This window comes from Psychromicrobium xiongbiense, assembly GCF_030271165.1.
GTDB classification, from domain to species: domain Bacteria; phylum Actinomycetota; class Actinomycetes; order Actinomycetales; family Micrococcaceae; genus Renibacterium; species Renibacterium xiongbiense.
In genome coordinates this window covers 368,634-391,903 of sequence record NZ_JASSZH010000009.1, presented here as the reverse complement: position 1 = coordinate 391,903, position 23,270 = coordinate 368,634, and the positions used below count along the sequence as shown (strand labels likewise).

Sequence of the window (23,270 nt, the reverse complement as noted above, 5' to 3'; positions counted from 1 at the left end):
GGCCGAGGCAGCGGGGCACGTTCTGAAGAAACTGCTAAGAACCGGCAGACTCAGAGAGGCCAAGCCAGGGGAACCAGCCCCGGTGCAGGACCAGCCAGGCGAGCAGGCCGTAGGCGGACTGACCCGGCTTGCCGTGGTTGGCGGCCAGATCGCCGTGCCACTGCTCGTGGTGTAGCAGCGGTGTGAAAGTGTCCACGTAAACGTTGCGACGACGCGAGGTCGCGTCCGCGAAAGCGGCATTGAGCTCGGCCAACCTCGAGTGCAGTGAGGCATCGAGCCCCGGTGGCGGCCCGACGACCAGCGCTGGAATGTCGTGCTGTGCGGCAGCGTCGAGAATATTCGCCAGGTTGAGCCGACTGCGCGCCGTGGAGACGCCCAGTTCCAGATCCCGGCCGGAGAGCCCGATCACCAGTCGATTCTCCAGGCCATCACCAAACCGTCGGGCCGATTCGCCGAACCAGCGGGCAGAGAGTTCTTCCGTGCCTTCCGCCGGACTGGCCAGCGTGTACGACGCCAACTCCAGACCTTCCTGGGGAGTGCGGGCCAGAACTCTGCCCACCCAGCCCAGGGCGCGCGGATCACCGACGCCGGCGACCAGTTCATCGCCCAGCACTACCAGTCGGATGGTGCGTCCGTCCATAACTGCCTTTCTCCGTTGGCGCCGCTCGCTCAACGAGCGAAGACGGCGGCGATGAGCTTCTTCTGTTCCACCGCGTGGCGCTTGGAAGAGCCGGTAGCAGTGGAGGCCGATGCCGGACGTGAAATGACCCGGATCACCCGGTTGAGCGCGCCAGGCAACTGCAGGCCCATAATGGGCCACGGGCCCTGGTTCTCCGGCTCGTCCTGCGCCCAGACAACCTCTGCGTTCGGGTACTTGGCGAGCTCCGCGGCAATCTCCTCGATCGGGAAGGGGTAGAGCTGCTCCACCCGGACCAGTGCGGTCGTGGAATCGCCGGTTTTCTCGCGCTCGGCCAGCAGGTCGTAGTACATCCGACCCGAAACCAGCACCACCCGGGTGACCTCTGCCGGATTCGCCAGCAGATCGTCGCCGATCACCGGGCGGAACGTTCCGGTGGTGAAGTCCTCCAACGAGGACGTCGCAGCCTTCAGTCGCAGCAACTGCTTGGGGGTGAAGATGATCAGCGGCTTGCGGGGACGCTGGTAGGCCTGCCGACGCAGGAGATGGAAGTGCGATGCCGGAGTGCTGGGCTGAGCGAGGATCATATTGTCCTCGGCGCACATCTGCAGGTACCGCTCAATGCGGGCTGAGGTATGTTCCGGCCCCTGGCCCTCATAGCCGTGCGGCAGCAGCATGACGACCGAGGAGCGCTGATCCCACTTCTGCTCCGCAGAGGAGATAAAGACGTCGATCATTGACTGCGCACCGTTGGCGAAGTCACCGTACTGGGCTTCCCAGAGCACCATCGCATCGGTGCGTTCCACGGAGTAGCCGTACTCGAAGCCCAGGGCTGCATACTCGCTCAGCAGCGAGTTGTAGACCATGAACGGGCCCTGGTTCTCGGTGAGGCTCTTGTAAGGCTCCCACTCGGCGCCCGTGATGCGATCATGCAGCACGGCCTGGCGCTGGGTGAAGGTGCCGCGCTGGGTGTCCTGGCCGGTGAAACGAATCGGCAGCCCCTCCATCGCCAGGGAACCGAGGGCCAGCAGCTCGCCGAAGCCCCAGTCGATGTTGCCCTCACGGGACATGACCTCGCGCTTGGCCAGCAGCGGCTGGACCTTCGGGTGCACGGTGAAGCCTTCCGGCGGCGTCGCCTGGACCTGCCCGATATGGGCGATGGTCTGGGCGCTGACCGCCGGGGCCAGGTGCGTTTCGTCATGCCCGCGCTGAGCCACCGGCCGCTCCAGATCCGCCACAGCGTTATCGTCAGCCGTGATGATCGGGATCGGTGAGGTCTGGGCTGCATGCGTCTCGGCGAAAGCCCGCTCGAGTCGTGAGCGGAAGTCCTCGATCATGGAGGCGGCATCGTCCTGGGTGATGTCACCACGGCCGATCAGGGCTTCCATGTAGAGGCGACGCACCGAGCGCTTGGCCTCGATCAGGTTGTACATCAACGGCTGGGTCATCGAGGGATCGTCACCCTCATTGTGACCGCGGCGACGGTAGCAGACCATGTCGATCACGATGTCGCCACGGAAGCGCTGGCGGTACTTGTAGGCCAGCTGGGCCACCCGGACGACGGCCTCGGGATCATCGCCGTTAACGTGGAAGACCGGTGCCTGGATCATCTTGGCGACGTCCGTGGAGTACACGGAGGAACGTGAGGATGCCGGAGGCGTCGTGAAGCCCACCTGGTTGTTGATCACCACGTGGATGGTGCCGCCCGTGCGGTAGCCGCGCAGCTGGGAGAGGTTCAGTGTTTCTGCCACCACACCCTGGCCGGCGAAGGCCGCGTCACCGTGGATCAGGATTGGCAGCACGGGGAATTCCTCGCGCTGATCCAGAACGTCCTGCTTGGCGCGGACGATGCCCTCGAGGACCGGATCGGCCGCTTCGAGGTGCGAGGGGTTGGCGGCGAGGTAGACCTTGGTCTGGTTGCCGCTGATCGAGGTGAAGGTGCCCTCAGTGCCGAGGTGATACTTCACATCGCCAGAACCCTGGCTCTTCCGGGGGTCCTCATTGCCTTCGAACTCGCGGAACACCTGGGCGAAGGTCTTGCCCGCGATGTTGGTCAGCACGTTGAGGCGACCACGGTGCGCCATACCGATGGCGACCTCGTCCAGGCCGTCATCGGCGGCATCGGAAAGGATTGAGTCCAGCATCGGGATCAACGACTCGCCGCCCTCAAGCGAGAATCGCTTCTGGCCGACGAATTTGGTCTGCAGGAAGGTCTCGAAGGCCTCCGCCTCGTTGAGCTTGCCCAGAATCCGCATCTGCTCTTCGGCGCTGGGCTTGGAGTAGGGGTGTTCCAGCTCATCCTGGAACCACTGACGCTGTTCCGGCTCCTGCAGGTGCATGTATTCGACACCCGTGGTGCGGCAGTAGGCATCGCGCAGCACACCCAGGATGTCGCGGAACTTCAGGCTCGGCTTACCACCGAAGCCACCGGTAGGCCATTCGCGGTCCAGGTCCCAGAGCGTCAGCCCGTGGTTGAGGACATCCAGATCGGGGTGCTTGCGCTGGACGTATTCGAGCGGGTTGGTGTCCGCCATGAGATGCCCACGCACCCGGTAGGCGTGGATGAGCTGCTGGATGCGGGCGACCTTGTTGATCTGATCCATCGGATCGACCTGGACGTCGGGGCTCCAGCGCACCGGTTCGTAGGGAATCCGGAGAGCTTCAAAGATCTCATCGTAGAAGTTGTCCGCTCCCAGGAGCAGCTGATGGATCCGCTTGAGGAATTCGCCGGAACCTGCACCCTGGATGACCCGGTGGTCGTAGGTGGAGGTGAGGGTGATGATCTTGCTGATCGCGTTCAGGGCGATGATCTTCTCGCTGGCACCCTGGAACTCGGCCGGGTATTCCAGTGCGCCGACTCCGATGATGCAGGCCTGGCCCTTGGAGAGGCGGGGGACCGAGTGCACGGTGCCGATGCCGCCCGGGTTGGTCAGCGAGACAGTGGTTCCCGCGTAGTCATCAGCGGTGAGCTTGCCGGCGCGGGCGCGCTTGATCAGGTCCTCATAGGTGTGCCAGAAATCCGAGAAGGAGAGCGTCTCCGCCTTCTTGATGTTGGGAACCACCAGCAGACGGGAGCCATCGGGCTTGGGCATGTCGATGGCGATGCCGAAATTCACGTGCGCCGGGTGCACGGCCACGGGCTTGCCGTCGCGCTCTTCGTAGATAACGTTCATCGAGGGGAAATCGCGCAGGGCGCGGATCACGGCGTAACCGATCAGATGAGTGAAGGAGACCTTGCCGCCTCTTGCGCGCGCCAGATTCGAATTGATCACCACGCGGTTGTCGATCAGAAGCTTCGCCGGGATGGCGCGCACGCTGGTGGCTGTGGGAACTTCCAGGCTGGTCACCATATTGCTGGCGATCGCCTTGGCGGGGCCGCGCAGCGGCTCCACGGCGTCTTCTTCGGTGGCGGCCGTTGACTTCGCGGTGGGCGGCAGCTGGGCCGGAATGGGCGCGGTAGGCGAGGCTGCGGGCTTAACCACGGGCTTGCCAGCGGTCACCGGAACTGCCGGCGCCTGAGCTGCAGGTGCCTGAGCCGCCGGCGCGGCGGCTGCCTGGGCCACAGGGATTGCGGGTGCTGCAGCGGCGGGCGCAGCAGCAGTTGCTGCCGGGACCACGGGAAGCGGCCTGGTGACTGGACGGGGATCGTCGGCACCGGCTGCGTGCTTTCCCCCGGCATCCTGTGTGGGGGCCCCTGCCGCTGCGGGAGCGGCACCGCCTGCACGATCGGCATCGAGGGAGGCGAAGAGTGGCAGCCACTTCGCGTCTACGGAGCCCGGATTCTGCCGGTACTGCTCATAGAGCTCGTCCACGAGCCATTCGTTGCCGCCGAACTCTTCGGTCAGTCGGTGGGTGGATTCGTCTGGCACCAGAAATACGCCTCTTCCATGAGATCAGGTCCGCGAGTCGGGTCGCTGTCGTGTGACACGGTGACCCGCCCACAGTCTAGTGATGCTCGCTGTCGACAAGCCAATTTTCACACCGATTCACCGGGTGTGAGTCGGTGGCCCTGCCGGACTTTCCTGGCGTATTCAAGGCGATTGCGCGGGGTCCCGGCCGTGCTGAGACGTCTGTGATGTTACTCACGGCCGTAGGAGCAGGAGCCATCTAAGCTGGGCTCATGCGCTTTCTGGAAGCTACCGGTCCTGTACGACCAACCTCGACCGACCTGACCTATGCTGATGTGTTCCTGGTTCCCGGCCGTTCCGAGATCGGTTCCCGGCTGGGGGTGGATCTGAGCACCATGGACGGCACCGGCTCGACCCTTCCACTGGTCGCCTCCAATATGACCGCAGTGACCGGACGGAGAATGGCAGAGACCATGGCGCGCCGCGGTGGGCTGGCGGTACTGCCCCAGGATGTTCCGGTGGCCGTGATCCGGGAAGTGGTGGCGCGCATCAAAGGCAGCCATCCGGTGTTTGAGACGCCGGTGGTGCTGGGGCCGGATCATACCGCGCTCGATGCTTTGCATCTGGTCTCCAAGCGGGCACAGGGCTCGGTCACCGTGGCGTCGGATGCGGGGGAGTTGTTGGGTGTGCTGACCGCCGCGCAGTGTGAAGGGGTGGATCGCTTCAGTTCACTGGCCTCCCTGCTGGAAGCCTCGGGAACCCCGCGCGGCTCACGCTATGCCGGAGCGACCTTCGACGCGGCACCTTTTGACCGCGCCGACGAGGCGGACCGTGCCGCGGGGTCGGCCCGGACAAGTGGTGCCGGCGAGCTGGAAGAGCTGCTGCGCGCGGCCTTCCACGTACTGCATCAGACTCCCGGCGGCTATGGCCCGGTGCTCCGCGATGGCAAAGTGGTGGGCGTTCTGACCACTCAGGGCGCCCTGCGGTCGACGCTGTACCGCCCCACCCGCGATATCCAGGGGGCTCTTCGGGTGGCAGCCGCGCTGGGGATCAACGGTGATGTTCAGGGTCGGGCGCGCGAACTGCTGGACTGCGGAGTCGACGTTCTGGTGGTGGACACGGCGCATGGGCACCAGCGTGGAATGCGAGAAGCGCTCGCTGCGGTCCGCGCGCTCGGTGCCGAGGTGCCACTGGTGGCTGGCAACGTGGTCACGGCCCAGGGCGTGCGGGATCTGGTGGAAGCCGGAGCGGACATCATCAAAGTCGGCGTCGGCCCCGGGGCGATGTGTACCACCCGGATGATGACGGCCGTCGGCCGTCCCCAGTTTTCCGCCGTCCTGGAGTGCTCAGAGGCGGCCCGTGAGGTGGGCGCCTCTGTGTGGGCCGATGGCGGCGTGCGCTATCCGCGCGATGTCGCCCTGGCACTCGCGGCGGGTGCCAGTCAGGTGATGATCGGATCCTGGTTTGCGGGCACCTACGAGAGCCCGGGAGATCTGCTCACCGACGCGCAGGGGCGGCGCTACAAGGAAAGTTTCGGCATGGCCAGTGCGCGGGCCGTGCAGCACCGCACTGGCTCCGACGGTGCCTTTGACCGGGCGCGGAAGGCGCTTTTCGAAGAGGGCATCTCCACCTCGACGATGTACCTTGATCCGCAGCGCCCGGGGGTGGAGGATCTGCTGGATGGCATCACCGCAGGAGTTCGCAGTGCCATGACCTATGCTGGTGCCTCCACGCTGGCCGAATTCGCAGAACGTGCCGTGGTGGGAATTCAGTCTGCAGCCGGATATGAAGAGGGCCGCCCGGTACCGCAGGGGTGGTAGCTCCGGTTCCGCTAAAATAGGTGGACTATGGATTATCACCCTAGACGCCGGCAGGTTCATCCTCAGGTGACCAGTGCCGGCGTCCACGTTATTGCCCGCTCCCATTCCGTATCTTCATCTCCCCAGCCGGGCCGCCCGGTGCTGTTCAGCCCGGCGGTCTCTCTGCTGGCGACTTCTGCGGCATCGTCCGCTCTGCCGGAGGCTGACCTGCGCTCCGATGAACTGATGCCTGAGCCCGAGCAGACCGCAGAGGACCAACCTCCACGATCCGCAGCGCGTTGCGCGCTGCGGACGGTCACGGTGCCAGGACATACCTCCTGGCACTCCGGGAGGGGATGCTGAATGGAATGGCTTCTTCTCCTGCTCGGACTCGTATTGATCGCCGGGACGGGCTTTTTTGTAGCCGTCGAATTTTCCCTCGTGGCGCTGGACCAGGCGAGCGTTCAGGCTGCCGTTGACCAAGGTGACCGGGCGGCCGAGCCGCTGTTGCACTGCCTCAAGTCGCTGTCCACTCAGCTCTCCAGCTGCCAGCTGGGCATTACGCTCACCACGCTGTTGACCGGCTTTGTGATGGAGCCTTCACTGGGCGTCCTGCTGGCCGCGCCGCTCTCCGCCCTTGGGTTGGAGAGCGGGACTGCCTCGGTGGTGTCCTGGATTCTGGCGATGCTGGTGGCCACCGTCCTGTCCATGGTGCTGGGCGAACTGGTACCCAAGAACATGGCGATCTCCATCTCCTTCGCGGTCGGCAAATTCGTCGCCCGGCCACAGCTGGTGTTCACCGCGATTTTCCGACCGGCGATTCTGCTGCTCAATGGCTTTGCCAACCGCGTCCTTCATCTGTGGGGGCTGGAGGCCAAAGAAGAGATCTCAGGGGCACGCAGCCCTGCGGAACTGGCATCCCTGGTGCGTCGCTCGGCGGAGCTGGGGACGCTCGATGCCGGCACCGCCAACTTTGTGGAGCGATCGCTAAGCTTCTCCGGCCGTACTGCGGCGGATGTGATGACCCCGCGCATCCGGGTGGAAATGCTCGATATCGATGCGCCTCTGGACGACGTCATCGACGCGGCGCGGCGTACCGGCTACTCCCGGTTTCCGCTGTATGAGGACTCGGTGGATGACATCGTGGCCGTGGTGCACGTCAAGCGTGCGGTGGCCGTTCCCGCCGATCGACGGGCCGGCCTGCAGGCCGGAACCATCAAGGAGGACGTGCTGCGCGTCCCGGAGACGATTCATCTCGACTCCCTGCTCACCGAGCTGCGGGCCGGGAACCTCCAACTGGCAGTGGTGCTGGATGAATATGGCGGAACCGCAGGTGTGGTGACACTGGAGGATCTGGTGGAGGAAATCGTCGGCGAGGTCTCCGATGAGCATGACTCGGCCCGCCCGGGAGTGGTACACAGTGCCGACGGCCAGTGGCATTTCCCCGGTCTGCTGCGTCCCGATGAACTGGCCAGCCAGGTACCCGGACTCACAGTCCCGGATGAGGCCAGTTATGAAACGGTGGGCGGCTTCATGATGGCCGAGCTGGGACGCATTCCACTGCCCGGCGACACCGTCTATATCGAGGGCGGCACCCTGACGGTGGAGCGGATGGATGGCCGTCGCGTGGACCGGATCGTTTTCCGGCCCGAGGAATCGGCTGAGGAACCATCCGCGGAATCAGCGGGGGAGGCCGGCCATGAGTGACTGGTGGGGCATCCTGTGGTTGGTGCTGCTTCTGCTCAGTAACGCGTTCTTCGTGGCGGCCGAGTTCGCCGTGATGAGTGCGCGTCGGAGTCAGATCGAGCCGTACGTGGAGAAGGGCTCAACCCGGTCCAAGCGAGCCAGGATCGTGCTCTATGCCATGGAGCATGTCTCCTTGATGCTGGCCTGTGCCCAGCTGGGCATCACGGTGTCGTCGTTGTTGATCCTCAATGTGGCAGAGCCGTCCATCAAGCATCTGGTGCTTGATCCGTTGGTGACGCTCGGTGTGCCGGACTCGGTGGGCACGCCGGTGGTCTTCGTGCTGGTGCTGCTGCTGGTCACCTTCCTGCATGTGACCTTTGGTGAGATGGTGCCGAAGAACATCTCGGTGTCAGTAGCGGACCGGGCGGCCTTGCTGCTCGCACCACCGCTGGTCTGGCTTTCCCGCGTTGTGCGGCCCATCATCGTGGCCCTGAACTGGTCTGCCAACCACATCCTGCGATTGCTCGGCATCGAGCCCAAGGATGAGGTCTCCTCGACCTTCACCCTGGAGGAAGTGCAGTCGATTGTGGCGGAATCGACCCGCCACGGTCTGGTGGACGATGGCGTCGGCCTGCTCAGCGGGGCGCTCGAATTCTCTGCGCGCACGGCTGGTCAGACCATGGTGCCTCTGGTGGAGGTGCAGACCTTGCCGGCCACGGTGTCACCCTCCGGGGTGGAGGCCGCCGTGCGGCGGACCGGTTTCTCCCGGTTTGTGCTGCGCCGGACGGGTTCCGAGGCTGAGTCGGGGTCCGAGACGGAATCGGGTTCGGCGAAGCTGGCCGGTTCCGGGATGCAGGAGGAGGCCGATGACGGGCTGGTCGGCTACGTCCACCTCAAGGATGTGCTCAGCGTTCCGGAGCAGGAGTACGACTGGCCCCTGGATTCGGCGCGCGTGCGCAGCCTGATCGAGGTTCCGGAGGCCGAGGAGATCGAGGATGCTCTGCGCACCATGCAGCGGCGGCGTGCACATCTGGCCCGGGTGATCGGCGAGGACGGGTCCACCAGGGGCATCCTGTTTCTGGAGGACATTCTGGAGGAGCTGGTGGGGGAGATTCGCGAGCGGCAGAGGGACTGAACGGCAGTATCGGGCGTACAGATTCAAGGCTTGTTGAGAATGATTACAATTAGCGTTAGGCTGGGGTGGTGCTCAGGCGCGCCATACCGGGACCGTGGTCCGGGCGGCGAAAGGCCCGGGCACCACCTGTCAGGTCAACCAACGCAGATTCCTGCTAGAAACTGAGGTTCCCCCATGCGGAGCACCACCGCACGCCCGAACGCGGAGCGCATTTCTCCCACCAGACGCCTGCGCCTTCCCGCGCTGATCGCCTCCGGGCTGGCCGCCGTCGTCGTGCTGTCTGCCTGTGGCACTGCGGCCCCGGCTGCGTCGTCCTCGTCCGCTGGATCGCAGACCGGCGTGATCGACGTTGTTGCCTCCACAAACGTCTACGGCAACATTGCTGCGACCATCGGTGGCCCCCAGGTGAAGGTGACGTCCCTGATCGCCAGCTCCAGCCAGGACCCGCACTCCTATGAAGCCACGGCCCAGGACAAACTGGCGGTGAGTAAAGCTGGCTTGCTGATCGAGAACGGCGGCGGCTACGACGACTTCTTCAGCAAGCTCTCTGAAAGTGCTGACCCTTCAACGGTGATCGATGTAGTGAAGCTCTCTGGGCTGAAGAAGGATGGCGACACCGAGTTCAATGAGCACGTCTGGTATTCCTTCCCCACGGTGAGCGCACTGGCGGATCAGATTGCTGCCAGGCTGGGTGCCAAGGATGCGGCGCATGCCCAGGATTTCACCAGCCGTGCCGCCGATTTCAAGAAATCCCTGGACGCCCTGAGCGGGCAGGTCAGCACCCTGAAGGCAAAAGATCAGGGGCAGCCGGTCGCGATCACCGAACCGGTTCCGCTCTATCTGCTCTCTGCCGTTGGCCTGGTGAACAAGACACCCGAGGAGTACAGTCACGCCATTGAGCAGGGGACCGATGTGCCCGCGACGGTGCTCAAGGAAACCAGTGAACTGATCAGTTCCAAGGGTGTCAGGCTGCTCGCCTACAACCCGCAGACCGAGGGACCGCAGACGCTGGCGCTGAAGAAAGCGGCCGATGCTGCGGGTGTCCCCGTAGTCAATTTCACGGAGACGCTGCCGGAGGGTCAGACTTATCTGCAGTGGATGACGCAGAACGTGGAGAACCTCGGGAGGGCACTGGCCTGATGCCGCAAACGGTACTGGAATTACGGGACGCCGGGCTGAGCTTTGGCGACCGTACGTTATGGAGCGGCCTGAACCTGAGCATCGAAGCGGGGGAGTTCTTCGCTGTGCTGGGGCCAAATGGTAGCGGCAAGACGAGCTTCCTCAAGGTTCTGCTGGGTATGCAGCCGCTCAGCACCGGGACCGTCAGCATCGCCGGCCAGGAGCAGGGCCATGGGAACCGGGGCGTGGTCAACCGTGCCATCGGCTACGTTCCCCAGCAGAAAGGCTTCGCACCCACCACGCCACTGCGGGCACGTGATCTGGTTGGTCTGGGGCTCGATGGTGACCGCTGGGGGATCCGCTGGCCGGGAACGCCTCGAAGCCGGGCGTACCGTGCCACGGTCGATGGCCTGCTGGCGCGGGTGGGTGCCTCGCTGTATGCGAATGCTCCCGTGGGCCAGCTCTCCGGCGGAGAACAACAGCGGCTGCGGATTGCCCAGGCCCTGGGCACGGATCCCCGGATTCTGCTCTGCGATGAGCCTTTGCTGTCCCTGGACCTCAAACATCAGCGCGAGGTGAGTGCCCTGGTCGGTGCGCAGGCGCATCAGGCCGGGACCGCCGTGGTGTTCGTCACCCATGAGATCAACCCGATCATCGATCAGGTGGACCGTGTGCTCTATCTTGCGGGCGGCAAGTTCCGGGTGGGGACGGTGGATGAGGTGATGACCTCGGAGGTGCTCAGCGAACTGTATGCCACGCCGGTGGAGGTCTTCCGCAGTCGCGGTCGGATCATCGTCGTCGGCCACGCCGAGACGCCGGAGCACCCGCATGAGCACCTGCATGAGGATATGACCCTGGAGGTTGCCGAATGAGCTGGGATTCCTTCCTGGAGGCGGCCTTCAATTTCTCCAACTACGGTGAGCTTCTGCCCCTGTTCCGGGATTCGATCATCGCCGGTGCCGTACTGGGCGTCGTCGGCGGCCTGGTCGGTACCTTCGTCATGATGCGGGATCTGGCCTTCGCGGTGCACGGCATCGCTGAGCTGTCCTTTGCCGGGGCAGCCTTCGCCCTGTTGATCGGAACGGATGTGATCACCGGGTCCCTGGTCGGTTCCTTGCTGGCTGCGCTGGTATTGGGGCTGATGGGCGTGCGTGCCCGTGACCGGAATTCGATCACCGGCGTGCTGATGCCCTTCGGACTGGGTCTGGGAATTCTGTTTCTTTCGCTCTATCAGGGGCGTGCCGCGAATAAATTCGGTCTGCTGACCGGCCAGATCGTCTCGGTTGATTCGACCCAGCTCACCGCGCTGGTCACGGCTGCGTTGGTCGTGATTGCGGCGCTGGTGGCGATCTGGCGTCCGCTGACCTTTGCCAGCGTCGACGTCGAGATTGCGCAGGCCAGGGGAGTTCCCGTGCGCGCCTTGTCCGTGGCGTTCATGATCGTGCTCGGCGTGTCGGTGGCCCTGTCGATTCAGATCGTCGGTGCTTTGCTGGTGCTTGCCCTGCTGATCACCCCCGCCGCCGCCGCCATGCAGGTGGCTACCTCACCGCGACTGGTGGTGTTGCTGAGCGTGCTCTTCGCCGTCACGGCCACTGTGGGCGGCATTCTGCTGGCGCTCGGTGGCCGGATCCCGATCAGCCCGTATGTGACCACGCTGTCCTTTGTGATCTACCTGCTCTGCCGTCTGCTGGGCGGACGACGACGCCGCAACTCCAGGGTGCTGGCCTGAGCCACTGAGCCCTGTGGAGGCTACACCGACCCTTCGGAGCTGGCTGAGGCGGCAGCGGAGCACTCCGGGCAGAGTCCCATGATCTCGAGCGTGTGGTTGACCTGGGTGTAGCCGTGCTCCTGAGCCACCGCAGCCGCCCAGCGCTCCACGGTGGGTGCTTCGATTTCCACTGCTTTGCCGCAGCGACGGCAGAGCAGATGATGATGATGGACTTCCGCCACACATCGCCGATAGACCGCTTCCCCCTCGGGGGTGCGCAGCACATCGACGGCACCCTCATCGGCGAGCGACTGGAGGATGCGGTAGGAGGTCGCCAGGGACACAGTGGCACCCTTTTCATGCAGGATTCGGTGCAGTTCCTGGGTGCTGACAAAGTCATCCAGCTCGTCCAGTGCGGCGCTGACCGCCAGACGTTGCTTGGTGATGCGCTGTTCCTTGCCGCCCGATGCGGTGGTGACGCTCATGATGGCCCCTTGCTCAGCTGACGGTTCCGTGTGTGTTACCGGGGTTTTAAGGCTACCAGCCGCACTCCTATTCCCTCAGGCTCCCTCAGTCCGTTCGCAGCTGGAGTCCAGCCGGTGCCTCTACTGGTGCCCGGGGCGGCGGGCGTAGGCTGAAACCATGAAGCTCACCAAGTTCAGTCATTCTTTAGTACGGCTAGAAAAAGACGGAGCCGCCCTGGTGATCGATCCCGGAAGCCTGTCCGAGGCCGCGGAGGCGCTCCGCTCCACCGATGTGGTGTTGGTGACCCACGAGCATGCCGATCACGTGGATCTTCCCGTCCTGGCGCAGGCGCTCACAGAGCAGCCTGAGCTTCAGGTCTATGCCCCCGAATCGGTGGCAGCCTCGTTGCGGGAGCTGGTTCAACAGGCTGGCAGCCAGGCCGTTGACCGGGTGCACACCGCAGAGACTGGCACCACCTTTGAAGCGGCAGGTTTCCACCTTCGCGTGGTGGGCGGACAGCACGCGCTCATCCATCCCAGGATTCCGGTGGTTGCGAACCTGGGATACATCGTCGATGGCGCGGTCTACCATCCGGGGGACTCGCTCATCGTGCCCGCTGGGCTGGAGCTGCAGGTCCTGCTGGTGCCGCTGCACGCGCCCTGGTCAAAGACCGGTGAGGTGGTCGACTTTGTCTGCTCCGTCCGCGCGGCCAAGGCCTACCCGATTCATGATGCGCTGCTCAATGAGGCCGGCAGGCAGTTTGCAGCAGGGCATGTGAGCCGGTTCGGTGCCGAATTCGGCACCGATTTCCAGACGCTCGCCCTGCGCGAGACGGTGGAGATCTGAGCGCCGCGGCTGCTCAGGCGTGGTTCCAGCGGCCGGTCGCGAAAAAGTCGTCCAGCTGGGCCGTGGCTGCCTGAGGGTCCAGGCCCCGGGCCTGTAGCCACTCCGGGTTGTAGTAGCTCTGCCGGTAGCGGTCTGCCGAATCGCACAGCAGGGTGACCACGCTTCCGCGCTCGCCGTTCTCCATCATGCGCGCCACCAGCTGCCAGACACCCCAGAGACTGGTGCCGGTGGACGGCCCGGCCTGCAGTCCGGTGAGCCGGTACAGATGCTGCATCGCCGCGATGGAGGCGGCATCGGGCACCTGGATCATGGCGTCGATGACGCCGGGCACAAAGCTCGGCTCGACCCTGGGCCGTCCGATTCCTTCGATCCGGGATGGCTGCCCGGTCGCGTTGAGATCTCCGGTCTGCCAGGCGGAGTAGAAGGCTGAATGCTCCGGGTCGACGACGGCCAGCCGGGTCGGATGCGAGTGGTAGCGCAGGTAGCGGCCAATCGTGGCGCTGGTGCCTCCGGTCCCGGCACCGACTACGATCCACTCGGGGACCGGATGCTCTTCCAGCGCGAGCTGGTCAAAGATCGACTCGGCAATATTGTTGTTGCCGCGCCAATCGGTGGCCCGTTCGGCATAGGTGAACTGATCCATATAGTGGCCACCGGTCTGTTCGGCCAGATCAGCGGAGACCTGGTACACCTCAGCGGGATTGTCCACATAATGGCAGCGGCCGCCGTACGCCTCAATCAGATCGATCTTCTCGGCGCTGGTGCTGCGCGGTACGACCGCGATAAAAGGCAGTCCCAGCAGGCGGGCAAAGTAGGCCTCTGAGACAGCCGTACTGCCCGAGGAAGCCTCGACGATGGTGGTGCCCTGCCGGATCCAGCCGTTGACCAGGCCGAACAGGAAGAGCGAGCGGGCCAGCCGGTGTTTGAGGCTGCCGGAGCGGTGCGTGGACTCGTCCTTGAGGTAGAGCTGGATGCCCCAGTCCTCCGGTAGCGGGACGGCGTACAGATGGGTGTCCGCCGAGCGATTGTTCTCCGCCTCAATGCGACGCAATGCTTCGTCGGCCCAGCGTCGTTCGGGGGTGCATGCACTGAAATCCACTCCCTGAGCCTACCGGTGCCGTGGCTGCGTGCGCGGCCGCTGCTCGGCTTAGCATGGGCCTATGAGCGAAACGCGACCCGTAAAAGGGGCAACAAGTCAGGTATCAGCAGTGCTGGCGCGGCTGGCGGAGGGCGAACGCATCGTGTTCCTGGACGTCCGCTGGAAGCTGGGGGATCCGCACGGGCGGCAGCACTACCTGGGCGGGCACCTTCCCGGTGCCGTCTACATCGATCTGGAGACCGAACTTGCCCGGCACGGGGAGCCCAGGGACGGCCGGCACCCGCTGCCTTCCGCGGATGACTTTCAGGCTTCGGTGCGCAGCTGGGGTGTGAATGAGGGCGACACGGTGGTGGTGTACGACGCCGCCGGCAACCTCGCCGCGGCGCGCCTGTGGTGGTTGCTCCGGCACGGTGGTTTCGGGTCGGTATCGGTGCTCGATGGCGGACTCGCTGCCTGGAAAGCGGCAGATGGGCCGCTGGAGAGCGGGCCGGTGGACCCTGTTCCCGGTACGGTGACGCTCGGCTGGGACCAGATGCCGGTGATCAGTCTGGAGCAGGCTGCGGACTGGTCCACCCATGGAGTTCTCCTCGATGCCCGCGCCGCGGAGCGATATGCGGGGGACACCGAGCCCATCGACCCACGCGCTGGTCATATTCCCGGAGCCTCCAGTGCGCCCACCACGGAGAATCTGGCTGCCGATTCGCGGTTCCTCTCACCCGAGCTGCTCCGCGCGCGGTTCTCCGGACTGGGGATCGGTCCTGATTCGGAGGTGGCTGCGTACTGCGGATCGGGGGTGACGGCAGCCCACGAGGTGTTGGCCCTGTCGCTGGCTGGCATCGAGGCTGCCTTGTTCCCGGGCTCCTGGTCCGCCTGGTCGAATCACCCCGAACTGCCCGTGGCGACGGGAACCGGGGCATTCGATGTCGGGGCTGAATCGACAGCGGCTCATCCCGTAGGCTGATTTCATGGCGACCTTGTTCAGTAAAATCATTGCCGGAGAGATCCCGGGACGTTTCGTCTGGAAGGACGAGGACGTCGTGGCGTTCCTGACCATCGGCCCGCTGGCCGACGGGCACACCCTGGTGGTACCCCGCGAGGAAGTGGACCGATGGACCGATGCGCCACCGGCACTACTGCAGAAGATCATGGCGGTGGCCCAGGTGATCGGGCAGGCTCAGCTCACAGCCTTCGACGCCCGGCGCGCGGGCCTGATCATTGCCGGTTACGAGGTGGAGCACCTGCACGTGCACGTCTGGCCGAGCAATTCACTGACCGAATTCGACTTCGCCACCGTGGATAACAACCCGGACCCGGCGCGGCTGGACGCGAATGCCCAGCGGCTGCGGGAAGCCCTCATCTCCTCAGGCCACGGAGAGTTCGTCCCCGAGGCATGAGGCATGAGGCATGAGGCCAGGAGCGCCTGAACCTCGGTGCTTCAGCCGCGGGCGCGAGGCGTCATGGCGACGGTTCCGGCGTAGGTGAAACCGCCGCCGAAGCCGAAGAGCAGCGCCGGGACGTCAGTGGGAATGCGGCCGCCATGCCACCACTTGCTCAGCCCCAACGGCACGGAAGCCGCTGAGGTGTTGCCGGATTCGCTCACATCGGTGATGACGATCTTCTCCGCCATGCCCAGTGCGTTGGCCAGTGGTTCGATAATGCGCAGATTCGCCTGGTGGCAGGCCAGAACCTCAATATCAGCCGGCGTCAGGCCGGCGCGTTCAATGGTGGCCAGTGCCAGCCCGGGTGCCTCGCGGGTCGCCCAGCGCAGCACATCGGCGCCCTGCTGGGTGAATTTCCCGCTGGGCGGGGAGATCCGTACCGCGTCGGCCATGCCGACGGCGGAACCCCACAACACCGGACCAACCCGGGGCTCATCGGAGGCTTTCAGCACCAGCGCGCCGGCGCCATCGGCCGTCAGAACCGCAGTGGTGCGGTCGGTCCAGTCGGTGACCGAGCTGAGCTTCTCGGAACCGATCACCAGCGCAGTCGTCGCCGATCCGGTACGGATGGACTGATCCGCCAGGCCAACGGCGTACTCGAAGCCTGAGCAGGCGGTGTTGAGGTCGACGACGGCGGGCCCGGCGAGCCCCAGGGCCTCCGACACCCGCCCGGCGGTATTGGGTGTGCGTTCGATCGCGGTGGTGGTGGCCACGACCACCAGATCGACGGAACCAGCGTCAACGCCGGCATCCGCCAGTGCCATCCGGGCTGCTTCGGTCGCCATCAGTGCCACTGTTTCGTCCTCGCTGGCGATGTGTCGCGTGACGATGCCGGTGCGGCGGCGAATCCACTCGTCCGAGGTTTCCATGAGCTTCTCCAGCTCGTGGTTGTCCATCACCCGCTCGGGCTGGAAATGTCCCAGGCCTGCAATCTCGCTGCCAGGGGCGCCAACGGGGAGTTTGAGCAGCGTCATGGAATCACTTTCGTCGAGGACACACTAGTGGTGAAAGTACGGGTGTCACGGTTAAGCCGTGAGTTAAGCCTAGATCAGCTGCCGGTACGGTGAATGTACTTATTCAACGCGGGGACGGGGTTGGCGACAGAGAATCGCTGATCGCCCGACGAATGCGCTTCTCCGAGACCGTGTAGGCGGTGCCCAGCTCCACGGCGAACAGCGAGACCCGCAGCTCCTCCAGCATCCAGCGCACCCGGGACAGGCCCGGCGGAACGCTCCGTCCGGCACTCACCGCGGACACGGCATCGTGGTAGTCGCGGCCCAGGGTCTGAACCACCACCATGTTCTGGGTATCCCGGGCGATGGCGGCGGCACCGGCGAGCTTCTCCAGCCGGCGTTCCATCGCCGCCAGATAGCGGGGGAGCTGGCTCAGCTGGGCATATCCGGTGCGGGCCACGAAGCCGGGATAGACCAGATCCGCCAGCTGGGTACGCAGGTCGCTCAGCGTGGAGATCAGCGCCAGCGAACTGCTCGTCCCGAGCGTGCGTTCAATCCGCCGGGCGCTGGCCAGAATGCGCTCCACCACCGCGACCACCGCAAACACCGTGTCGATCAGATCTGCCCGGCAGGCCTCAAACAGGGCCTCATACTCGGCCTCGGTCCAGGGCAGCTCGGTGGGTACCAACTTGTCGATGGCCGCCAGTGTGCAGTCAGCGATCAGCTCGGCCGTGCTGCCGTGCGGGTTCTGACTGAAGGTCAGCTTCTCGGCATTGCTCAGGTGTTCCAGAACGTACCGGTCCGAGGGTGGCAGGCGCAGCGAAAGGAGACGGATCACGCCGCCCCGATGCGCGATCGCGGCCTCTTCGGCGCTCGGGAACACCCGGAATCCCACGGTGCTGCCCTCATCGACCAGCGCCGGGTGACCGGTGACCGTGTGCCCCTGCACCAGTCGGCTCACCGATCGGTCCACGCTGCCTACGCTCCACTCGCGGAGCCCGCTGAGTTCCGCCAGCGCTGGCATGGCGGCAGCCGGCTTTCCGCCACGGGCGGGCACTCCCGAAGCGTTCGATGCCGCCCCCACGGTCTTCGGCGTCGCGCCGAGAGACTGTGCGATCGCCTGCCGCGTGGCCCCGGCCAGGCTCTCCTGGAGTGCTTTCAGATCCTTGCCCTCGTCCAGGATTTTGCCCTGGGCATCCACCACCGAGAAGCTCATCCGCAGATGAGCCGGGACGTTCTCCCAGTTCCAGGAATCCGGCGGCACAATATGGCCGCGCAGACGCCGCAGCACCAGTTCCAGCGAGGGCTCCAACTCATCCACCGCTGGGTCGAAGTCTTCGGCGAGGGCCGCGGCCGCCTGTCTGCCGACATCGGGCGCGGGGACGAAGTTCTTCCGGACCGCCTTGGGTAGCGATTTGATCAGCGCGGTGACCAGCTCGGCACGCAGGCCGGGGATCTGCCAGCGGAAGGGCTCCTCCTGCAGCTGATTGAGGAACAGCACCGGCACGGTGACCGTCACGCCATCGGAATCCTGAGAGCCGTTGGCGGTGCCCATGATCGCCGGGGCGAATTCGTAGCTCAGCGGCAGCTCGAAGTCGCCCTGTCGGATGGTGCGCGGGTACTGGGATTCGTCGAGTTCCTCGGCAGGCTCGGCCATGATGACGCCGGGGTCGAAGTCCAGCAGCGTCGGGTTGTCATGCCGGGCGCGTTTCCACCAGAGGTCGAAATGCCGCTCGGAGACCACTTCCGCGCCGATCCGGGCATCGTAGAACTCGAAAAGAGCCTCGTCGTCCACTCGCAGATCGCGGCGGCGCATCCGGGTCTCCAGCTCCTCCACCTCGGCCAGCATGGCCTGGTTGCGATGGAAGAACTTGTGGTGCGTACGCCAGTCGCCCTCCACCAAGGCATGCCGGATGAACAGTTCGCGCGCAAGCACCGGGTCGATCCGGCCATAATTCACCCGGCGCTGCACCACGATCGGCACCCCGAAGAGCGTGACCTTCTCATAGGCCATCACGGAACCAGTGCGCTTGGACCAGTGCGGTTCTGAGTAGCTGCGCTTGACCAGATCCCCGGCCACTTCTTCCGCCCACAACGGGTCGATGGCGGCGTTCACCCGGGCCCAGAGGCGGGAGGTCTCCACAAGTTCCGCACTCATCACGGCGTCCGGGGTCTTCCGGGCCGAATTCTTGCCCGTGGAGCTTCGGCTGAACAGCGCTGATCCCGGGAAAATGGCGAACCGGGCACCCCGTGCGCCCACATACTCGCGTTTACGCTCGTCGTAGAGGCCAATCTGGCTCAGCAATCCGGCCAGCAGGGACTGGTGAATGGCCACCGATCGGCCCACTGGATCCACCTCGCCGGGTTCCAGCGTCAGGTGCACGGACTTGGCAAGCTGGCGCAACTGCGCAAAGAGATCCTGCCATTCACGGACCCGCAAATAGTTGATGAACTCCGCTTTGCAGAGGCGCCGGAAGGCGGAGCTGGAGAGCTCCTGTTGTTTTTCCTGCAGATAGCGCCAGAGATTCAGATACCCCAGAAAGTCGGAGGTCTCATCGATGAATCGCTGGTGTTTTTCCTCCGCGAGCTGGCGTCGGCCAGCCGGCGCATCGGCCGAGGGGCGCTCCCGGGGGTCCTGAATGGTCAGCGCTGCAGCCAGCACCATGACCTCACGGGCACACCCCCGGCGCCCGGCTTCGACGATCATCCGGCCCAGGCGGGGGTCGACCGGCAGCACGGCCAGCGAACGCCCGATGTCGGTCAGCGTGGTGGTGCGCGAGCGGCCCGGGCCGGTGCGGGCTGGCTGGACCGCACCGGATGCCTGGGTGGCGTCGGCTGGTGGGGCCGCTGTCACCCGAGGAGACGTGAGTGCACCCAGCTCGCGCAGCAGCGCCACGCCATCGGCAACGGCCTTCTCATCCGGCGGTTCCACGAAGGGGAACCCGGCCACATCTGCAGGCCCCTGAGCGACCCCGATGGCGACCATCTGCAAGATCACCGCTGCCAGATTGGTCCGCAGGATCTCCGGGTCGGTGAACTCGCGGCGCGCTTCGAAATCCTGCTCCGAGTACAGCCGGATGCAGATGCCGTCGGAGACACGACCACATCGGCCTGCCCGCTGATTGGCGCTGGCCTGGGAGATCCGTTCGATCGGCAGACGCTGGACCTTAGTGCGGTGCGAATACCGGGAAATTCTGGCGGTGCCGGTATCGATGACGTACTTGATGCCGGGAACGGTGAGCGAGGTTTCGGCCACATTGGTGGCCAGTACGACGCGGCGCGCCGAGGAGTTGCCGGGCGTGAAGACGGCGTGCTGCTCGGCCAGGGACAGCCGGGCAAACAGAGGGAGGACCTGCAGGTTGCGCAGCACTGCGGGGGCCTGGGCGTTGTCCTGGAACCGGCCGCGCAGTGCCTCGGCAGCATCGCGGATTTCCCGTTCCCCCGAGAAGAAGATCAGAATGTCGCCAGGTGTCTCATGGGAGAGTTCCTCGACTGCATCGCAGACAGCGTCGAGCGGATCGCGGTCCTCGCTGGAGCTGCCGGCATCCTGGGCGACTGGGTCGTCGTCATCGTCATGGTCCGTGCGGTCCTCAGCGCTGAGCGGGCGGTAGCGGATCTCCACCGGATAGGTGCGTCCGGAGACTTCTTCAATGGGGGCTGGAGTGCCGTCTGTTGAGGCGAAATGCCGGGCAAAACGTTCCGGGTCGATGGTCGCTGAGGTGATGATGACCTTCAGATCCGGCCGCTGCGGCAGGATTCGCTTCAGGTAACCCAGCAGAAAATCGATATTCAGGCTGCGCTCATGAGCCTCATCGATGATCAGCGCCCCATAGCGTTTCAGTAGCGGGTCCCGCTGAATCTCAGCAAGCAGGATGCCGTCCGTCATGACCTTCACCCTGGTCCGCCGGGAGACCTCGCCGGTGAAGCGGACCTGAAAGCCGATCTCCTCACCGAGCGGGACGTCCAGTTCCGCGGCGATGCGCTCAGCGACGGTACGGGCGGCCAGACGGCGAGGCTGGGTGTGACCGATCATCCGGGGTTTGCCATCGGCACCCGGTTCCGCCAGGCCCAGCTCCAGGCACATTTTGGGGATCTGCGTGGTTTTGCCGGAGCCGGTCTCGCCCGCAATGATCACCACCTGGTGTGCGGAGATCGCCGCCATCAGGTCATCTCGCCGGGCAGAGACCGGCAGCTCAGGGGGATAGGTGATGGTCAGGCTCATAGCCGTTCCAGTGTATGGCCAGTTGGTGCCGGGCTGGATATCCGGCTCAGCCTGCCATGATATCCGGCTCAGCCTGCCATGCTCAGGGCGCGATGCGACCGGAGCCCCAGCACCGCGGCGAGCACGCATGCCACAGCCACGATGAGCGCAAAACCACTGAAGACACCCGGGAGTGGAAAAACGGACGCGGCCCAGCCGGCCAGTACCACCGGAATGCCCATCGCCAGGTAGCAGCACAGATAGAACGCTGCCATCACTCCGCCGCGGGCTTGTGCCGGAACCACCGAACTCAGGTGCCGCAGTGAGCCGCTGAAGGTGAGGCCGAAAGCGACGCCGAGCGCGATGGAACTGGCCATAATGGCCGTCGGGTTCCCGCTCAGCACCGCCGGAATGCTCACCAGAGAGGTGACTGTCAGAGCAACATCGCCGATCATGGCCAGAACGCGAGCCGGTACCCGGGACACGAGTCCCTGAGCGAGTGCAGAGGCGCCGGTCATCGCGGCCACCACGCCCGCGGTGAAGACCAGGGAATGGATGCCAGTTTCCAGTGCGGCGACAGAGGGGAATAAAGACAAATACAGGCCAAGGGCCATCCAGGAGCCAGCTGCGCCGAGCACGGAAAACCCGAAATCCGGACTCAGCTCGCGGGGCACCGAGGGCCTGGCGAAGCGCAGCGGACTCTGCTCGCGCTGATGGTGGGTCTCCTGCATCAGCAGCAGCCCCACGGCCATGAGGGCCGTCAGCAGGCCGACGACGGCGAACGGCGTCAGCAGAGGAGCAGGCAGGTACTCCGCCAGCAGAGCGGCCCCCATAATGCCCACCGCCATACCGACACTGAAGGTGATCCCGGTGAGCCGACCCGAGCGGGCGGCATCGTGCGGCCTGAGGTCCAGCAGGGCCGCGCTCGCCGCAACCACCACCGCTCCGATGGCGGCCCCGTGCAGTATTCGGGCGATCAGCAGGGCCGCGACATTCTGTGCTGTGAAGAAGATGGCCAGACCCACCAGGATCATGACCGCTGCCGTCAGCAGGACTGGTTTGCGACCCAGGGCATCGGTCAGTGGACCAACCACCAGCAGGCTCAGTAGGGCGGCGCCGGCGTAAGCGGCGAAGACGAGGGTCAGCATCAAAGGAGAGAGCCCCCATTGGGCGGAGTAGATGCCATACAGCGGCGACGGGACGCCCGAAACTGCCAGGACCAGGCCCAGCAGAACCACCAGAAGCCAGTAGGCGGCAGTCTGCGCGGTGGAGGTCGTGGGAGCTGCAGGCCGGGTGAGCAATGCCATGACTTTCCTTAGATGTTTGATGACTATCGAACATCTCGACGGTAACATGGTGTTTGATGATCATCAAACACTCTAGAATGGTGGCATGACCCGCCATCTCGAGAAAGCGGCCGATGGATCGGTGACTCCAGTGGAGGGGCCGTCGGAGTTCCCGGTCGCCCCACTTGCTGCTGTGCTTGCGGCTGTCTCGGATCCTGTGCGGCTGGAGATGGTGCGGCGTCTGTTCCTGGCGGGGGACAAGATCCAGTGCCTTGGCCTGTATGAGGGGATTTCACGCTCCACTGCGACACACCATTTCAAGGTGCTGCGCGAGGCCGGCGTCATCACCCGCGTGGTGGATGGTCATGTGGTCTCGCAAATCCTCAATCGTGAAGCGCTCGACCAAAAATATCCCGGGTTGATCGGTTCCCTTGCGGGCGCTGCGGATGCTGAGCTCTCGGCGGTCTAGTCGCGTGTGGTGCTCTGTCTGAGGGTCAGCGGGACTCGTGCTCGCTCAGCATTGTCCGCAGGAGGCCTTCCAGGATCTGGCGTTCTGAGTACGTCAGTGTGACCAGAAGTCGCTCTTCGTTGAACACGTGATCCAGCAGTGCGGCATCGATGACCTCGCGCCCTGCGGCAGTGAGCGAAATCCTGATGGTGCGTCGATTGTGCGGATCCGTGGTGCGGGTGATCAGGCCTTTGCCGGCGAGTCGGTCGAGTCGGTTGGTCACCGCCCCGCCGGTCACCATGACGCTCGCGGTCAGCTGACCGACGGTCAGCCCGCGATGTTCTGTGTCGGCTCGCAACAGCGTGGCCAGAATGTCGAACTCGCCTGGCTGGAGTTGATGCTTCGAGAACAGGTGCTGCTGTTCGCGTTCCAGATGTCGGGTGAGTCGGGAGAGCCTGCCCAGGATTCCCATGGCGCTCACATCCAGATCGGGGCGGGCCTTGGCCCACTGGCTGATGATCAGGTCGACGCTGTCTTCCATGGACTCCTCCTGGCTGAGCTGTTTGACAGGAAGGATTCTAGTGGCAAACTATTTAATATT

At 64.9% G+C, this 23,270-nt stretch carries 18 protein-coding genes; 10 read left to right on the top strand and 8 right to left on the bottom strand.

Features of this window, described 5'->3' with window-relative positions; genetic code table 11:
* Nucleotides 1-34: 34 nt before the first annotated feature.
* Together QQM37_RS04525 and QQM37_RS04520 are read right to left on the bottom strand one after the other, a co-directional pair.
* Complete coding sequence (locus QQM37_RS04525) at nt 35-640, bottom strand: GDSL-type esterase/lipase family protein (protein WP_285725355.1); 606 nt, start codon at nt 638-640, stop codon at nt 35-37.
* Between the two features lie 29 nt (nt 641-669).
* Entirely contained in the window at nt 670-4,506 is a 3,837-nt protein-coding gene (locus QQM37_RS04520) for a multifunctional oxoglutarate decarboxylase/oxoglutarate dehydrogenase thiamine pyrophosphate-binding subunit/dihydrolipoyllysine-residue succinyltransferase subunit (RefSeq protein ID WP_285725354.1), read from the bottom strand.
* Between the two features lie 251 nt (nt 4,507-4,757).
* Here QQM37_RS04520 and guaB1 point away from each other — a divergent pair, with 251 nt between their 5' ends.
* The 6 genes from guaB1 (at nt 4,758) to QQM37_RS04490 (ending at nt 11,953) form a co-directional block, all read left to right on the top strand.
* The gene (guaB1, locus tag QQM37_RS04515; RefSeq protein WP_285725353.1) at nt 4,758-6,305 is read left to right on the top strand and encodes a GMP reductase; all 1,548 of its coding nucleotides are present in this window, start codon (nt 4,758-4,760) and stop codon (nt 6,303-6,305) included.
* Between the two features lie 342 nt (nt 6,306-6,647).
* A complete protein-coding gene (locus tag QQM37_RS04510) occupies nt 6,648-7,991 on the top strand; it encodes a hemolysin family protein (RefSeq protein ID WP_285725352.1) in 1,344 nt (447 codons plus the stop codon).
* Nucleotides 7,984-9,105 carry a hemolysin family protein gene (locus tag QQM37_RS04505; RefSeq protein ID WP_285725351.1) on the top strand — a complete coding sequence of 374 codons (1,122 nt, stop codon included), beginning with the start codon at nt 7,984-7,986 and terminating at the stop codon, nt 9,103-9,105. Before QQM37_RS04510 ends, QQM37_RS04505 begins: the two co-directional genes overlap by 8 nt.
* A 174-nt stretch (nt 9,106-9,279) precedes the next feature.
* Entirely contained in the window at nt 9,280-10,245 is a 966-nt protein-coding gene (locus QQM37_RS04500; RefSeq protein WP_285725349.1) for a metal ABC transporter solute-binding protein, Zn/Mn family, read from the top strand.
* Nucleotides 10,245-11,096 carry a metal ABC transporter ATP-binding protein gene (locus tag QQM37_RS04495; protein WP_285725348.1) on the top strand — a complete coding sequence of 284 codons (852 nt, stop codon included), beginning with the start codon at nt 10,245-10,247 and terminating at the stop codon, nt 11,094-11,096. Before QQM37_RS04500 ends, QQM37_RS04495 begins: the two co-directional genes overlap by 1 nt.
* On the top strand, nt 11,093-11,953 hold the full coding sequence (locus tag QQM37_RS04490) for a metal ABC transporter permease (RefSeq protein ID WP_285725347.1): 861 nt from the start codon (nt 11,093-11,095) through the stop codon (nt 11,951-11,953). The genes QQM37_RS04495 and QQM37_RS04490 overlap by 4 nt, the downstream gene beginning before the upstream one ends.
* Nucleotides 11,954-11,973: 20 nt before the next feature.
* Here QQM37_RS04490 and QQM37_RS04485 read toward each other — a convergent pair whose 3' ends face one another.
* The gene (locus QQM37_RS04485; RefSeq protein WP_285725346.1) at nt 11,974-12,417 is read right to left on the bottom strand and encodes a Fur family transcriptional regulator; all 444 of its coding nucleotides are present in this window, start codon (nt 12,415-12,417) and stop codon (nt 11,974-11,976) included.
* A 157-nt stretch (nt 12,418-12,574) separates the two neighbouring features.
* Between QQM37_RS04485 and QQM37_RS04480 the strand changes: the two genes are divergently transcribed.
* Entirely contained in the window at nt 12,575-13,243 is a 669-nt protein-coding gene (locus tag QQM37_RS04480; protein WP_285725345.1) for an MBL fold metallo-hydrolase, read from the top strand.
* A 13-nt stretch (nt 13,244-13,256) separates the two neighbouring features.
* Here the strand turns inward: QQM37_RS04480 and cds1 are convergent, their stop codons facing one another.
* Nucleotides 13,257-14,342, bottom strand: a complete 1,086-nt coding sequence (gene cds1 / locus QQM37_RS04475; protein ID WP_285725344.1) for an L-cysteine desulfhydrase Cds1 — start codon at nt 14,340-14,342, stop codon at nt 13,257-13,259.
* 61 nt (nt 14,343-14,403) lie between these two features.
* Here cds1 and QQM37_RS04470 point away from each other — a divergent pair, with 61 nt between their 5' ends.
* Together QQM37_RS04470 and QQM37_RS04465 are read left to right on the top strand one after the other, a co-directional pair.
* Nucleotides 14,404-15,303, top strand: a complete 900-nt coding sequence (locus QQM37_RS04470) for a sulfurtransferase (protein ID WP_285725342.1) — start codon at nt 14,404-14,406, stop codon at nt 15,301-15,303.
* A gap of 4 nt (nt 15,304-15,307) precedes the next feature.
* The gene (locus QQM37_RS04465; protein WP_285725341.1) at nt 15,308-15,736 is read left to right on the top strand and encodes an HIT family protein; all 429 of its coding nucleotides are present in this window, start codon (nt 15,308-15,310) and stop codon (nt 15,734-15,736) included.
* A gap of 41 nt (nt 15,737-15,777) precedes the next feature.
* Here the strand turns inward: QQM37_RS04465 and QQM37_RS04460 are convergent, their stop codons facing one another.
* The 3 genes from QQM37_RS04460 to QQM37_RS04450 form a co-directional block, all read right to left on the bottom strand.
* Nucleotides 15,778-16,755, bottom strand: coding sequence for a beta-ketoacyl-ACP synthase III (locus tag QQM37_RS04460; protein WP_285725340.1), 978 nt, complete (start codon nt 16,753-16,755; stop codon nt 15,778-15,780).
* 103 nt (nt 16,756-16,858) lie between these two features.
* Nucleotides 16,859-20,956 carry an ATP-dependent RNA helicase HrpA gene (gene hrpA, locus QQM37_RS04455; RefSeq protein WP_285725339.1) on the bottom strand — a complete coding sequence of 1,366 codons (4,098 nt, stop codon included), beginning with the start codon at nt 20,954-20,956 and terminating at the stop codon, nt 16,859-16,861.
* 68 nt (nt 20,957-21,024) lie between these two features.
* Nucleotides 21,025-22,242 (bottom strand): MFS transporter, encoded by a 1,218-nt coding sequence (locus QQM37_RS04450; RefSeq protein ID WP_285725338.1) that lies wholly within the window; start codon nt 22,240-22,242, stop codon nt 21,025-21,027.
* An 85-nt stretch (nt 22,243-22,327) separates the two neighbouring features.
* Here QQM37_RS04450 and QQM37_RS04445 point away from each other — a divergent pair, with 85 nt between their 5' ends.
* Nucleotides 22,328-22,690, top strand: coding sequence for an ArsR/SmtB family transcription factor (locus tag QQM37_RS04445; protein WP_285725337.1), 363 nt, complete (start codon nt 22,328-22,330; stop codon nt 22,688-22,690).
* A gap of 25 nt (nt 22,691-22,715) precedes the next feature.
* Here QQM37_RS04445 and QQM37_RS04440 read toward each other — a convergent pair whose 3' ends face one another.
* Nucleotides 22,716-23,210 carry a MarR family winged helix-turn-helix transcriptional regulator gene (locus QQM37_RS04440; protein ID WP_285725336.1) on the bottom strand — a complete coding sequence of 165 codons (495 nt, stop codon included), beginning with the start codon at nt 23,208-23,210 and terminating at the stop codon, nt 22,716-22,718.
* Nucleotides 23,211-23,270 lie beyond the last annotated feature (60 nt).